The 13,003-nt window shown below is 70.7% G+C and carries 14 protein-coding genes; 12 read left to right on the plus strand and 2 right to left on the minus strand.

Going from position 1 to position 13,003, the window contains the following annotated elements; translation table 11 throughout:
• Positions 1-2: 2 nt before the first annotated feature.
• Genes ACIBTM_RS39910 through ACIBTM_RS39920 form a run of 3 tightly spaced genes read left to right on the plus strand, consistent with a single transcriptional unit; the run spans position 3 to position 1,471 of the window.
• Positions 3-440, plus strand: coding sequence for an SRPBCC family protein (locus ACIBTM_RS39910; protein ID WP_395882329.1), 438 nt, complete (start codon positions 3-5; stop codon positions 438-440).
• A gap of 51 nt (positions 441-491) precedes the next feature.
• Positions 492-1,073 (plus strand): TetR/AcrR family transcriptional regulator, encoded by a 582-nt coding sequence (locus tag ACIBTM_RS39915; protein WP_350578546.1) that lies wholly within the window; start codon positions 492-494, stop codon positions 1,071-1,073.
• Positions 1,074-1,108: 35 nt separating this feature from the next.
• Complete coding sequence (locus tag ACIBTM_RS39920) at positions 1,109-1,471, plus strand: helix-turn-helix domain-containing protein (protein ID WP_191254618.1); 363 nt, start codon at positions 1,109-1,111, stop codon at positions 1,469-1,471.
• On the opposite strand, the gene ACIBTM_RS39925 is transcribed toward ACIBTM_RS39920, so the two are convergent.
• A complete protein-coding gene (locus ACIBTM_RS39925; protein ID WP_395882330.1) occupies positions 1,447-2,073 on the minus strand; it encodes a TetR/AcrR family transcriptional regulator in 627 nt (208 codons plus the stop codon). The two genes, ACIBTM_RS39920 and ACIBTM_RS39925, sit on opposite strands and share 25 nt — an antisense overlap.
• Positions 2,074-2,157: 84 nt before the next feature.
• Here ACIBTM_RS39925 and ACIBTM_RS39930 point away from each other — a divergent pair, with 84 nt between their 5' ends.
• The 5 genes from ACIBTM_RS39930 to ACIBTM_RS39950 all read left to right on the plus strand — a co-directional run bounded on the left by ACIBTM_RS39930 (position 2,158) and on the right by ACIBTM_RS39950 (position 6,716).
• Entirely contained in the window at positions 2,158-2,670 is a 513-nt protein-coding gene (locus ACIBTM_RS39930; RefSeq protein ID WP_395882331.1) for a PH domain-containing protein, read from the plus strand.
• Positions 2,667-4,172 (plus strand): PH domain-containing protein, encoded by a 1,506-nt coding sequence (locus tag ACIBTM_RS39935; RefSeq protein ID WP_395882332.1) that lies wholly within the window; start codon positions 2,667-2,669, stop codon positions 4,170-4,172. The genes ACIBTM_RS39930 and ACIBTM_RS39935 overlap by 4 nt, the downstream gene beginning before the upstream one ends.
• Before the next feature lie 43 nt (positions 4,173-4,215).
• The gene (locus ACIBTM_RS39940; RefSeq protein ID WP_395882333.1) at positions 4,216-4,977 is read left to right on the plus strand and encodes an isocitrate lyase/phosphoenolpyruvate mutase family protein; all 762 of its coding nucleotides are present in this window, start codon (positions 4,216-4,218) and stop codon (positions 4,975-4,977) included.
• Between the two features lie 10 nt (positions 4,978-4,987).
• A complete protein-coding gene (locus tag ACIBTM_RS39945) occupies positions 4,988-6,007 on the plus strand; it encodes an aminotransferase class V-fold PLP-dependent enzyme (RefSeq protein ID WP_395882334.1) in 1,020 nt (339 codons plus the stop codon).
• Between the two features lie 88 nt (positions 6,008-6,095).
• A complete protein-coding gene (locus ACIBTM_RS39950) occupies positions 6,096-6,716 on the plus strand; it encodes a hypothetical protein (protein ID WP_395882335.1) in 621 nt (206 codons plus the stop codon).
• Positions 6,717-6,812: 96 nt separating this feature from the next.
• Here the strand turns inward: ACIBTM_RS39950 and ACIBTM_RS39955 are convergent, their stop codons facing one another.
• Positions 6,813-7,748, minus strand: a complete 936-nt coding sequence (locus ACIBTM_RS39955) for a ferritin-like domain-containing protein (protein ID WP_395882336.1) — start codon at positions 7,746-7,748, stop codon at positions 6,813-6,815.
• A 135-nt stretch (positions 7,749-7,883) separates the two neighbouring features.
• Between ACIBTM_RS39955 and rimP the strand changes: the two genes are divergently transcribed.
• From rimP to infB, 4 genes are all read left to right on the plus strand, one after another.
• Positions 7,884-8,423 (plus strand): ribosome maturation factor RimP, encoded by a 540-nt coding sequence (gene rimP / locus ACIBTM_RS39960; RefSeq protein ID WP_395882337.1) that lies wholly within the window; start codon positions 7,884-7,886, stop codon positions 8,421-8,423.
• Positions 8,420-9,460 carry a transcription termination factor NusA gene (gene nusA, locus ACIBTM_RS39965; protein WP_395882338.1) on the plus strand — a complete coding sequence of 347 codons (1,041 nt, stop codon included), beginning with the start codon at positions 8,420-8,422 and terminating at the stop codon, positions 9,458-9,460. The genes rimP and nusA overlap by 4 nt, the downstream gene beginning before the upstream one ends.
• A 23-nt stretch (positions 9,461-9,483) precedes the next feature.
• Positions 9,484-9,786, plus strand: a complete 303-nt coding sequence (locus ACIBTM_RS39970; RefSeq protein WP_395882339.1) for a YlxR family protein — start codon at positions 9,484-9,486, stop codon at positions 9,784-9,786.
• 144 nt (positions 9,787-9,930) lie between these two features.
• A complete protein-coding gene (infB, locus tag ACIBTM_RS39975) occupies positions 9,931-12,945 on the plus strand; it encodes a translation initiation factor IF-2 (RefSeq protein ID WP_395882340.1) in 3,015 nt (1,004 codons plus the stop codon).
• Positions 12,946-13,003 lie beyond the last annotated feature (58 nt).

Genomic DNA, 13,003 nt, shown 5'->3' on the forward strand with positions numbered 1-13,003 from the left:
GTATGGCGAAGATCCAGCGCATTTCCGTCCACGGCCACACGAGCGCGAGCCCCGAAGCCGTCTACGCCCTCCTCGTGGACCGCGAGCACTGGCCCGACTGGTCGCCCATGGGCGCGTTCCGCCTGCTCGAAAAGGGGGACGACAACGGTCTCGGCGCCATCGGCGTCTTCAGCACCAACGGCGTCAACAGCTGCGAAGAGGTCATCGCGCTCGAACCCGGCAAACGCTTCGGCTACTCCCTGAAGAAGGGGCTCCCGGTACGGGACTACCGCGCCTACGTCGACCTCACCCCCGAGCGGAACGGCACCGGGATCCACTGGCATTCCACGTTCACCGCCAAGATCCCGGGCACCGGCTGGTTCTATCGCCGGTTCCTCGGCCACTTCATCGGGCGCATGGTCGAGAGCCTCGTGGCGCGGGCTTCGCGCGGCGCACCATAAAGTAGGCGCATGGCAGCCCCACGACGCACGCAGGAGGAACGCAGCGCTGCGATGCGCGTCAGGCTGCTCGACGCCACGATCGACTGTCTCGTCGAGTACGGCTACGCGGGCACCACGACCACCCGCGTCGCGGATCGCGCCGGGGTGACCCGCGGCGCGCAGGTGCACCACTTCCCGACCAAGACCGACCTCGTCACCTCCGCGATCCGGCATCTCGCGGCCAAGCGCACCGAGGTCGCGATGGCGGAGATCGACCGGCTCAAGGCCTCGGCCGACCCGGTCGGGGACGCGTTGCAGCTGCTGTGGGAGATGCACCAGGGCCCGGTCTTCTCGGCGACCGTCGAGCTGTGGGTGGCGTCGCGGACCGACGCGGAACTGCGCGCCCAGATGGCGGTGGTCGAGCCGATCGCGACGAGCAGCCTGGTCGAGTTCGGCAAGGCACTGCTGCCGGACCATTCGGCGCATCCGGAGTTCCTGCACGCGGTGTACACGGCGATGGACGTCGTCCGCGGCATCCTCATCGCCAGCTGGGCGACCCGTGACCAGGCCGAACTGGAGGCGCGCTGGGAGCGTGGCCGCCGTCATCTGATCCTGCTGTTCGAGGCGTTGATGCAGCCCGCCCCCTCTCGCTAGGCGTGTTACTCTCCCCGGGAGAGTGAGGAGGTCACGTGCTCGGAAACCCGTACGACCCCGACTGCCCGACCCGCGCGCTGCTCGACCGCATCGGCGACCAATGGACCGTGCTGATCGTCGGCGTGCTCGGCGACGGCCCGCTCCGGTTCACCGAGATCGGCAAACGCGTGCGCGGTATCTCGCAGAAGGTCCTCACCCAGACTCTGCGCAGCCTCGTCCGCGACGGGATCCTGACGCGCACCGCGTACCCGGAGATCCCTCCGCATGTGGAGTACGAGCTGACCGCGCTCGGCCGCAACCTCGCCGAACCGCTCGACATGCTCGACAAATGGGCTCGTGTCCACATGGGCGAGGTGCTCGACGCCCGCAAGAACTACGACGGGCAGCTCACCGCTTGACCGAACAGCCGGTCGAGGTGGTAGTCCACAGTGGACACCGCCTCGTCCGGCGTGCGGTGCTTCATCACGATGTTGGTGCCCTGCGAATCGGCGAGCGCCCAGAGGATCGCGGACTCGTGCATCGGATCGGCCGACTTGTCGACATCGCCCGCGTCCTGGCCCTGGCGGATCAGCACGGCGAACAGTTCGAACAGCTGCGGTACGCCTTCGGTGAGCGCGACCCCGAAGGAGGGGTCGGAAATCGAGCGGATGAAGAACGCGACGCCCATCAGCCAGTCGCCGCGGCGGCGCTCGTCGAGCGGCAGGATCTCGAGCATGATCGCGCGGATGATGGCCTTGGGTGTCGACGGCAGTTCGCCGGCCTCCAGCTGAGCCTTGATGCGCTCTTCGTACACCTGCGATCGGCGTTCGACGGCGAACAGCAGCATCTCGTCCTTGGTCTTGAAATAGTGCTGCACCAACCCCATCGACATGCCCGCCTCGGCGGCGACGTGCCGCAGGCTGACTCCTTCGAGGCCTCGCGTGGCCGTCAGCCGCGTCAGCGCCTCGGCGATCTCCACGCGTCGCGCGGCGTGATCCACCTGCTTCGGCACCTTCACCATCCGTTCCGCCGTTTGCAATGCGATCGCATTGCCACTACTGTCCCACGCTATTACGATGCGATCGCATTGTAAACGAGCTCGGGGGTGAACTCGGTGGAAGCCGAACGGGGGAAGGTGCGGCTGAGGCCGCCGCGGAACGCGCTGGACCAGCGGGTCGTCGGCTGGTGGCGGCTGCAGGGAACGCTTTTCTGGGGCGCGCCGGTGCTGGTGCTGGTGGTGCTCGGGCTGCTCATCGCGCCCGCGCGGTTCTGGCTGCTGACGCCGGCGGTGGTGATCGCGGTGATGGGCCTCGTCTGGGTGATCGCGATGCCGCTCTGGTGGTTCAAGGTGCATCGCTGGGAGGTCACGGAGACGGCGGTGTACGCGCGCTCCGGGTTCTTCTGGCAGGAGTGGCGCGTCGCGCCGATGTCACGGATCCAGACCGTGGACACCCTGCGCGGGCCGCTGCAGCAGGTGTTCAAGCTCGCGACCGTCACGGTCACCACGGCGTCGGCGCGAGGCGCGGTCAAGATCCGCGGGCTCGACCACGAACTGGCCGCGAGCCTGGCGGAACAGCTCACCGAAACGACGCAGGCGACGCCAGGGGACGCGACATGACCTCGGGCGAATTCGAGGGCTGGAGCAAACTCGACAAGCGGACGCTCGCCGTCACCGCGGTGATGATGACCGGCGCGGCCGTCGGTGCCGCGATCCCGACCACGGCCGCGATCGTGGGCGGCGGTGCGAGATTCTGGGTGGCGCTCGCCTGGGTCGTGGCCGGCGGGGTGGTCCTCGTCGCCGGCGGCGTGCTGGCGGACCTCTTCTACTGGAAGGGGGTTCGCTACCGGGTCACGCCGGAACGCCTGGAGACGGCGTTCACGCTGGTCTTCCGCTCGCGGAAATCCCTGCAGCGCGAGCGGATCCGCAACGTCGATCTGACGGCGAACCCGCTGCACCGGCTGTTCGGCGTGGCGGTGGTGACCATCGGCACCGGCTCGCACGAGTCGGGCGGGCAGGGCCGGATCAAGCTCAACCCCGTCTCGCGCGCCGAAGCCGAACGGCTGCGCGCGGATCTGTTGCGCCGCGCGGAAATCGCGGAGACCGACGAGGACGCGCCGCTCGCGGAACTCGACCGGAGCTGGATCCGCTACGCGCCGATGTCGTTCCTCACGCCGACCTTGGGGCTCGCCGCGGGCGGCGGGCTCATGCAGGTCTCCGAATGGGCGGGCCTGCAGAAAGGCCTGATCGACTGGGTGATCGGCCTGTTCCGCGGTATCCCGCTGGTGGTGGCGATCCTGATCCTGCTGGCGATCGCGATGGTCGTCGGCCTGATCGGCGCGCTGGGCCTGTGGGTGGAGATGTGGTGGAACTACCGGCTCGACCGCGAACCCGGCGGCACGCTCCGGGTGCGCCGGGGCCTGTTCACCACGCGCTCGATCTCGATCGAGGAACGCCGGATGCGCGGCATCGACCTCGTCGAGCCGCTCGGGAACCGGATCTCCGGCGCGGCGCGCGTCGACGCGATCGCCACCGGTATGCGGCAGAGCGACGACAAGGACAAGACCGACTACCACACACTTCTGCCCGCCGCGCCGGTCGCGACGGCCAACCGGGTCGCCGCCGCGGTACTGCGCGAACCGGTCTCGCCGACCGAAGCCGTCCGGCTCACCGGGCATCCGCGCGCCGCGCGGGGACGGCTGCTGCGCTGGTGGATCGGCTCGGTGGTGGTCCTGCTGGCGATCTTCGCGATCCTCGGTTTCCTGCTGACCGGCGTCCTGCTGGTGATCGGCGCCGCGCTCGGCGTCGTGCTGCTGCCCGCGTCGGTCCTGCTGGCGCTGGACGCCTATCGCAACCTCGGGCACGGGATCACCGGGAAGTACCTCGTCGGGCGGCACGGGACCGTGCGGCGGAGCACGTTCGCCCTGGAGCGCGACGGTGTGATCGGCTGGACGGTGAAGCAGTCGATCTTCCAGCGGCGCAAGGGTCTGCTGACCGTCGTGGCGACCACGGCCGCCGGTTCCGGGGCGTACTCGGTGTACGACGCGGGGGAGGAGCAGGGGCTGCTGTTCGCGGAGGAGTCCGTGCCGGAGCTGCTGACGCCCTTCCTGGAACGGGCCTGACGTTTCGGCCGTCACCGAAGCATCGGGTGGTTACCGTCGTGCCATGACCGCATTCGCCGCACTGCACGTCCCCGGTTCCCCGCTGCTCCTGCCGAACGTGTGGGAGTTCGGCACCGCCGCCCTCCTGGCCGCGCGAGGCTTCCCGGCGCTCGGCACGACGAGCCTCGGGGTCTCGGCCGCCGAGGGCGAGCCGGACGGCGCGCCGTCCTCGAAGGACGCCACCGTCCGGCTGGCGCGGCGGCTCGCCGGGCTGGACGCGCTGATCAGCGTCGACCTCGCCGACGGGTTCAGCGAAGACCCGGGCGAGGTCGGCGCGCTGGCGGCGGAGCTCGCCGAAGCCGGCGTCGCGGGCATCAATCTCGAAGACGCGCTAGGCGACCCTGTGCGGCACGCGGCCAAGATCGCGGCCGCGAAGGACCGCGCTCCCGGTCTCTTCGTCAACGCCCGCACGGACACGCATTGGCTGGGAACGCCCGACATCGGCACCGCGATCGACCGCTCTCTGTCCTATGTGGACGCCGGGGCCGACGGGGTGTTCGTGCCGGGGCTCGCCGAGGCCGCGGACGTCGAACGGCTGGTGAAGGCCGTCGGAGTGCCGGTGAACCTGCTGTTCCTGCCCGGCAAGGTCACCGTCCCTGGGCTCGCCGGGCTCGGTGTCGCCCGGATCAGCCTCGGGTCGCTGCCGTACCGGATGGCGCTGGCCGCGACGCTGCGCACGGTGGAGGCCGTGCGCGACGGCGGGGAACTCCCGCTGACCCCGCCGTCCTACGCCGACGTCGCGGCCCTGCTCCCGGAATCTCACTAACCTCGGTGGCATGCACACCTTCGGAGCCGAATTCGCCGTCCCGCCCGGATATTTGAACACGCCCAGCATCGGCATCCCGCCGTCGCACGTGGCCGACGCGGTGGCGGAGGCGGTCGAGCGGTGGCGGCGCGGCGAGGCCCGTCCGGCCGACTTCGACGAACCTGTCGCGCGGACTAGGGCGGGCTTCGGCGCGCTGATCGGAGTCCCCGCGGAACGGGTCGCGATCGGGGCGTCCGTCTCGCAGCTGATCGCGAACGTGGCCGCCGGACTGCCCGACGGCGCCAGTGTGCTGGTCGCCGCGAACGACTTCACGAGCGTCACCTTCCCGTTCGCGGCCCAGGCGTATCGCGGCGTGAAGGTCACAGAAGTCCCGCTGGCCGACTTGACCGAGCGCGTCGAAGGGCACGACCTCGTCGCGGTCAGCGTCGTCCAGTCCGCGGACGGCGCCCAGATCGACCTCGCCGCGCTCCGGGCCGCGGCCGAGGCGGCGGGCGCGGCGGTCCTGCTCGACGCCACCCAGGCCGCCGGATGGCGGCCATTGGACCTCGGCTGGGCCGACTGGGTGGTCGCCGCGAGCTACAAATGGCTGCTCGCGCCGCGCGGGGCGGCGTGGCTGGCCGTGCATCCGCGGGTGCTGGAGCGGGCCTTGCCGGTCGCCGCGAACTGGTACGCGGGCGAGGACCGCTGGCAGACCGTCTACGGTCTCCCGCTGCGCCTGGCGGAGGGCGCCCGGTCGCTCGACCTGTCCCCGGCCTGGCTCGCGTTCGTCGGCGCCGCCGCTTCGCTCGACTACCTCGCGTCCTTGGACCTGGAGGCCGTCCGAGCGCACTGCGTGGGCCTCGCCGACTCCCTTCTCGAAGCGGTCGGCTCACCCGGTCAGGGGAGTGCGATCGTCTCGCTCGACGCAGACGCCCGCCGGGTGGCGGAAGCGGGCATCGTGGCCGGTACCCGGGCCGGGAGGCAGCGATTCGGCTTCCATCTCTACAACACGGCTGACGACGTCGAACGGGTGATAAGCACGTTCAGGTGAACCGCCGGACGGGCGTGAACTACCGTATGTTCCCGTGGTTGGTGCGCAATTTACCCCGGGACCGACGGAAACGGCCCGGCTTCAGCCGGTGCGACCGGCAGGGCCGGGCGGGCCGCCGTCCGCGCCGAAGCCGCCGAGGGACACCAAGGCCCTGGCGCTCAAAGGCGGCGGTCTGGTCGCCATCGCGGTCGTCTCGGCCCTGCTCTGGTGGCTGATCCGGCACGAGCCGGAGCCGACGCCGGTCGCGGACCCGCCGTCGAAGAGCGGCCAATTCCAGTACACGCTGGTCGAAGGCCCGCAGGTCACCACCGACTGCGCGAGCAAGGCCTATGGCGACACCAAGAAGTTCTTCACCGATACGCCGTGCACGCGCCTGTCGCGGGCGCTGTACACGACCGAGACCGGCGGGAAGAAGGCACTGGTCTCGGTCGTCCTGGTCACCATGCCGGGCGAGGTCACCGCGACCCAGCTCAAGGCGCTGACCGACAAGGACGGCACGGGCAACGTGTCCGACCTGGTGCGCGACGGGACCTACAAGGCGCAAGGGGCCCCGAAGATCTCGGGGGACGACGCGGCCTACGACTCCCACGTCACCGGGCCCGAGGTGGCCATCGTGCTGGCCGGCTTCTACGACAAGCACAAGGACAAGCCGGTGCTGGAGCGGATCGCGACCGACGCTTTGCGGCTTTCGGGCGATCTGCGCCGCTGACCGGAACTTCCGCCTCCGGATGCTAGGAAAGGACCGTTCCTTGCAAATTTTGCAAGGAACGGTCCTTTCCTAGCGTTTGAAGGGACGCGAAGAGCCTCAGACCGACTGGCCCGGCATGGCGATCGCCACCGGCTTCGCGCCGAACTCGGCCCGCCACGCCGTCCCCCGCCGCGCCGACCCGATCAGCGCGTTCAGCGCGGTCGTCCGCAAGGCCGCGTCGTCGGTCCGGTCGAGCACGCCGAGCCAGGCCGCGGACGCGTCCGACTCCGCGGTCGCCACCAGTTCCATCGCCGAGTTCGCCTCGGTCACCGGCCTCGGCGGCACGTACGCGGCCTCCGGTCCGGTGGGCGTCTGGCCCGCCGCGGAAAGCATCCGTTCGCAGACGTCCCGCCGTTTGACGTGCTCGGCGGTACCCCGGGACACCGCGCCGCCGAACGCCGCGGGCAGGTATGCGCTGACCAGCCCGTACACCCAGATCGCCGCGTGTTCGGCGGCCAACGCCTGCTGGACGGCCTCCGCCGCCTCCCCGCCGAGCCGGACCCCCGCGGGCACTTCGACCGGTCCGGCGTCGTCGCCGCGGCCGAGCTTCTCCGAACTCTGTTGCAGCGCCGCGCAGCCCGCCGCGATCGAGGCGACCATCCCGGCGCGGTAGCGGGGCAGCGAAGGCACGAGCCCCTCGGCCTGCTTGCGGGCCTGGGCGAGCCGCTCCTTGAGCCCGTCCACCGACGACGGCGGGTTCTCCGCCGGTCCGGACTGCTCCGGCTTCGGCCGGTTGAGCCGGTCGACCTCGGTCTTGAGCGCGGCCGCGTGCGCGGCCCGCGCGGTGGCGACCGCTTCGCCCTCGGCGCCCAGCGCCTTCGCGCCCGCCGCGTCGGCCTCCGCCGCGCGCAGCAACGGGCCCAGCGGGTCGGGGCTTTCGTCGAAGCCGGGGGAGCAGGCGGACGCCAGCGGCACGGCCAGCACGGCCAGCGCTCCCATCCGCAGGAAAGTGCGACGGCTCGGCGAGGTGGGCTCTGTCGATCTTCCGGTCACGCCGCCCCATCCTGCCAGTACCCCGCGCGGGGCCGCCGCTCGCGCGTCACGCGGGGGTGACCGGATAAGCTGGTCCACTACCGAACCCGGATCCACGCCGCCGGGTCGCCCACAGCCGAACAGGAGCGCTCCACCGTGCCCAACGACCTCGCCAGCAGGCTGGAGCCCATCGTGGCCGAAGCCGTCAAGGCCGCGGGTTTCGACCTCGATTCCTTCGAGGTCCAGCAGGCAGGCCGCCGCCAGCTGGTCAAGGTCGTCGTCGACGGGGACGACGGCGTCGGGCTGGACGAGGTGGCGGGCGTCAGCCGCGCCGTCTCCGCCGCGCTCGACGAGAACGAGCACGTGATCGCGAGCGCGTACACGCTCGAAGTCACGTCGCCGGGTCTCGACCGGCCGCTGACCGTGCGGCGGCACTGGCGGCGCGCGAAGTTCCGTCTCGTCAAGGTCACCCCGGCCGAAGGTGCGGCGTTCATCGGCCGGGTCGGGCACGCGGGGGAGAAGTCCGCACGCGTGCTCGTGGACGGCGAGATCCGGGACGTCCCCTACGCCTCGGTGACCAAGGCGGTCATCGAGATCGAGTTCAAGCAACCACCTGCCGAGGACCTGAAACTGTTGGAAACCGATGCGTCGGCCCTGAACGCCGCCACCACGGAGCCGAAGGAGGAGCCGAAGTGAACGTCGACATCGCCGCGCTGCGCGCGATCGAACGGGACAAGGACATCCCCTTCGAGACGGTGATCGAAGCGATCGAAACCGCGCTGCTCACCGCGTACAAGCACACCGAGGGCCACCAGCCGCACGCCAGGATCGACATCGATCGCAAGAGCGGGCTGGTGCGCGTCCTCGCGCACACCCTCACCCCGGACGGCCAGACCGACGAGGAATGGGACGACACTCCCGAAGGCTTCGGGCGGATCGCCGCGACCACCGCGCGGCAGGTCATCCTGCAGCGCCTGCGCGACGCCGAGCACGAGAAGACCTTCGGCGAGTTCTCCGCCAAGGAGAACGAGCTCGTCGCCGGTGTGGTGCAGCGCGACGCCCGCGCCAACGCCCGAGGCATGGTCGTCATCCAGGTCGGCGACATCGAAGGCGTGCTGCCCGCGATCGAGCAGGTGCCCGGCGAGACCTACGAGCACGGCGACCGGATCAAGGCCTACGTCGTCACCGTTTCGCGCGGCAACCGCGGCCCGCAGATCACGCTGTCGCGCTCGCACCCGAAGCTGGTGAACAAGCTGTTCGCCCTCGAAGTCCCCGAGATCGCCGACGGCACGGTCGAGATCGCCGCCGTCGCGCGGGAACCGGGACACCGGACCAAGATCGCGGTCCGCTCGACGGTGCCCGGCGTCAACGCCAAGGGCGCGTGCATCGGCCCGGTCGGCGCGCGCGTGCGGAACGTGATGAGCGAGCTGGCCGGCGAGAAGATCGACATCATCGACTTCTCCGAAGACCCGGCGAAGTTCGTCGGGAATGCGCTGTCGCCCGCGAAGGTTGTGTCGGTACGGGTCGTCGACGAGCGGGCCAAGACCGCTCGCGTCGTCGTCCCGGACTTCCAGCTTTCGCTCGCGATCGGCAAGGAGGGGCAGAACGCCCGTCTCGCCGCCCGGCTCACCGGCTGGCGGATCGACATCCGCAGCGACGCCGCCCCTGAGCAGGGTGACGAAGCACACGCCGGGCAGCCGCGGCCCGCCGCGGCAACCGGTTCGGCTGAGTGAAGGTCGAAGCGCTAGACTTACGAGTGGTTCAGAGCCCGCGGCCGGGAACCGACCTCCAGCATGACCGGGAAGTCCCGGTTCGTACCTGTGTGGGTTGCCGTAAGCGGGCCTTGATCGGCGAGTTGCTGCGAGTGGTCGCGGCGGACGGTCGGTTGGTCGTCGACGAACGTCGGCGGTTACCGGGCCGGGGTGCCTGGTTGCACCCCGTGCCGGACTGTCTGGCCAAGGCCGAGCGGCGCAGGGCGTTCCCCCGAGCACTTCGTGTTCCGGGGTCGCTCGACGCCCAGGGTGTCCACGAACGCCTGGAGCGGCACGCCGAAGGCTAAGGGCGCCGGGACATCCCCGGTGCCGGATGGAATCAGGAAGCAGGTCGACCCGTCATGAGTCAGCCGTGAAGCTGAATCAATGAACGCGCGACAATAGGACGAGGTCTGCGGGTCTGCCGCCGGCCTCCCCAGATGAGGAGAGCTGTGCCAGGCAAGGCCCGAGTACATGAGCTCGCGAAAGAGCTCGGCATCACCAGCAAGGAAGTTCTCGCCAAGTTGAAGGATCAGGGCGAGTTCGTGAAGTCCGCGTCGTCGACCGTCGAGGCACCCGTGGCCCGACGTCTTCGTGACGCTTATTCGTCCAAGGACGGCCAGAGCAAGAAGCCCGTCCCGACTCCCGGCCCGCGCCCGCCGGCGAAGCCCGCTGCCCCGGCTCCGGCCGCGAAGCCCGCTCAGCCCGCGCCCGCGGCGAAGACCGAGGCCCCGGCCGCCCCCGCGGCGTCCGCCCCGGCCCCGTCGGCTCCGGCTCCGGCCCAGCAGCCGTCTCGCCCCTCCACCCCGGGTGTCCGCCCGGGTCCGCGCCCCGGCCCCCGGCCGCCGGCGCCCAAGGAAGAGGTCGCTCCGGCGGCGAAGGCCGCTCCGGCCGAGCCGAAGAAGGAGACCCCGGCAGCACCGGCCACCCCGCCGGCGTCCCAGACGCCGTCGCAGGGTTCGGTCGTGCCGCCCAAGCCGCAGGGCCCCAAGCCCGGCGGTCCGAAGCCCGGCCCGCGCACCCCGCGCGTCGGCAACAACCCGTTCGGTGTGGGTTCCGGTTCCCCGGCCCCGCGTCCGTCCGGCCCCCGTCCCGGTGGCGGAAACCAGCAGGGCGGCGACAACCGTCCGCCGCGTCCCGGTGGCGGCCAGGGCGGCGACCGTCCGGCTCCCCGTCCCGGTGGCGGCGCGCCCGGTGGTAACCGGCCGAGCCCGGGCAACATGCCCCCGCGGCCGAACCCCGGCATGATGCCGGGCCGCCCGGCCCGTCCGGCCGGTGGTCCCGGTGGCGGTCGTGGTGGTCCCGGTGGCGGAGCCCGCGGTGGTCCCGGTGGCGGCGCTCGTGGCGGTCCCGGTGGCGGCGGCGGAGGTTTCCGCGGTGGTCCCGGTGGCGGTGGCGGCGGTGGCGGCTTCCGTCCCGGCGGTGGCGGTGGCGGCGGTTTCCGTCCCGGTGGCGGCGGTCCCGGTGGGGGCGGCGCCCCGGCCGGTGGCGGCGGCTTCCGCGGTGGCGGCGGCGGTCGTGGCGGCCCCGGTGGCCGCGGCGGTACCGCGGGTGCCTTCGGGCGTCCCGGTGGCCCCTCGCGCAAGGGCCGCAAGTCGAAGCGGCAGAAGCGCCAGGAGTACATGGACAACATGCAGGCGCCCAGCGTCGGCGGCGTCCGTCTGCCCAAGGGGCAGGGCGAGACGATCCGTCTGCCGCGTGGTGCCTCGCTGACCGACTTCGCCGAGAAGATCGACGCCAACCCGGCTTCGCTGGTGCAGGTGCTCTTCCACCTCGGTGAGATGGTCACGGCGACGCAGTCGGTGTCCGACGACATCCTGGAACTGCTCGGCGGCGAAATGAACTACAACGTTCAGGTCGTCAGTCCCGAGGAAGAGGACCGGGAGCTGCTCGAGACCTTCGACATCACCTACGGCGAAGACGCGGGTGAGGAAGAGGATCTGCAGGTCCGTCCGCCGGTCGTGACCATCATGGGTCACGTCGACCACGGTAAGACCCGCCTGCTCGACACGATCCGCAAGACGAAGGTGCGCGAAGGTGAAGCCGGTGGCATCACCCAGCACATCGGCGCCTACCAGATCGAGACCGAGCTCGAAGGCAACCCGCGCCTGATCACCTTCATCGACACCCCGGGTCACGAGGCGTTCACCGCCATGCGTGCCCGTGGTGCCAACTCGACCGACATCGCGGTGATCGTGGTGGCGGCCGACGACGGTGTGATGCCGCAGACGGTCGAGGCGATCAACCACGCGCAGGCCGCCAAGGCGCCGATCGTGGTCGCGATCAACAAGATCGACAAGGAAGGCGCGAACCCGGACAAGATCCGGCAGCAGCTGACCGAGTACGGTCTGGTCGCCGAGGAGTACGGCGGCGACACGATGTTCGTCGAGATCTCCGCGCGGCAGAACATCAACATCGACGGCCTGCTCGAGGCGATCCTGCTGACCGCCGACGCCGCGCTGGACCTCCGGGCCAACCCGGACATGGAGGCCCAGGGTGTCGCGATCGAGGCCCACCTCGACCGCGGCCGCGGTCCGGTGGCCACGGTGCTGGTCCAGCGAGGCACGCTGCGCGTCGGTGACTCGGTCGTGGCGGGTGACGCCTACGGCCGCGTCCGCCGGATGGTCGACGAGCACAACGTCGACGTCACCGAGGCGTACCCGTCGCGTCCCGTCCAGGTCATCGGGTTCACCTCGGTGCCGGGTGCGGGCGACACCTTCCTGGTGGTCGACGAGGACCGCGTCGCCCGGCAGATCGCCGAGCGCCGCTCCGCCCGGACGCGCAACGCCCTCAACGCGTCGCGTCGCAAGCGGGTCAGCCTCGAGGACCTCGACTCCGCCTTGAAGGAGACGAACAGCCTCAACCTGATCATCAAGGGTGACAACTCCGGTACCGTCGAGGCGCTCGAAGCCTCGCTGGTGCAGCTCGAGGTCGGCGACGACGTCGAACTCAACGTCGTGCACCGCGGTGTCGGTGGCGTCACCGAGTCCGACATCGACCTGGCGACCGCGTCCGACGCGATCGTCCTGGGCTTCAACGTCCGTGCGCAGGGCAAGGCGACCGAGCGGGCCACCCGCGAAGGCGTCGACGTCCGGTACTACACGGTCATCTACCAGGCGATCGAGGAGATCGAGCAGGCTCTGAAGGGCATGCTCAAGCCGGAGTACGAAGAGGTCGAGCTCGGCAAGGCGGAGATCCGCGACGTCTTCAAGTCGTCGAAGATCGGCACCATCGCCGGTTGTCTCGTCGTCTCGGGCGAGATCCGCCGCAACGCGCGGGCCCGTCTGCTCCGCGACGCGACCGTCATCGCCGAGAACCTGCCGATCAGCTCGCTGCGGCGGTTCAAGGACGACGTGGTCGAGGTTCGCGACGGGTACGAGTGTGGTCTGACGCTGGGGTCGTACAGCGACCTCAAGGTCGGCGACATCATCGAGACCTACGAGCAGCGCGAAAAGCCGCGTGCGTAAGTGACACGGGCGGCGCTCCTCCGCATCTGGGCGGGGGAGCGCCGCTTCACCTTCCACA

Source organism: Amycolatopsis sp. NPDC049868 (assembly GCF_044461365.1).
Taxonomy (GTDB): domain Bacteria; phylum Actinomycetota; class Actinomycetes; order Mycobacteriales; family Pseudonocardiaceae; genus Amycolatopsis.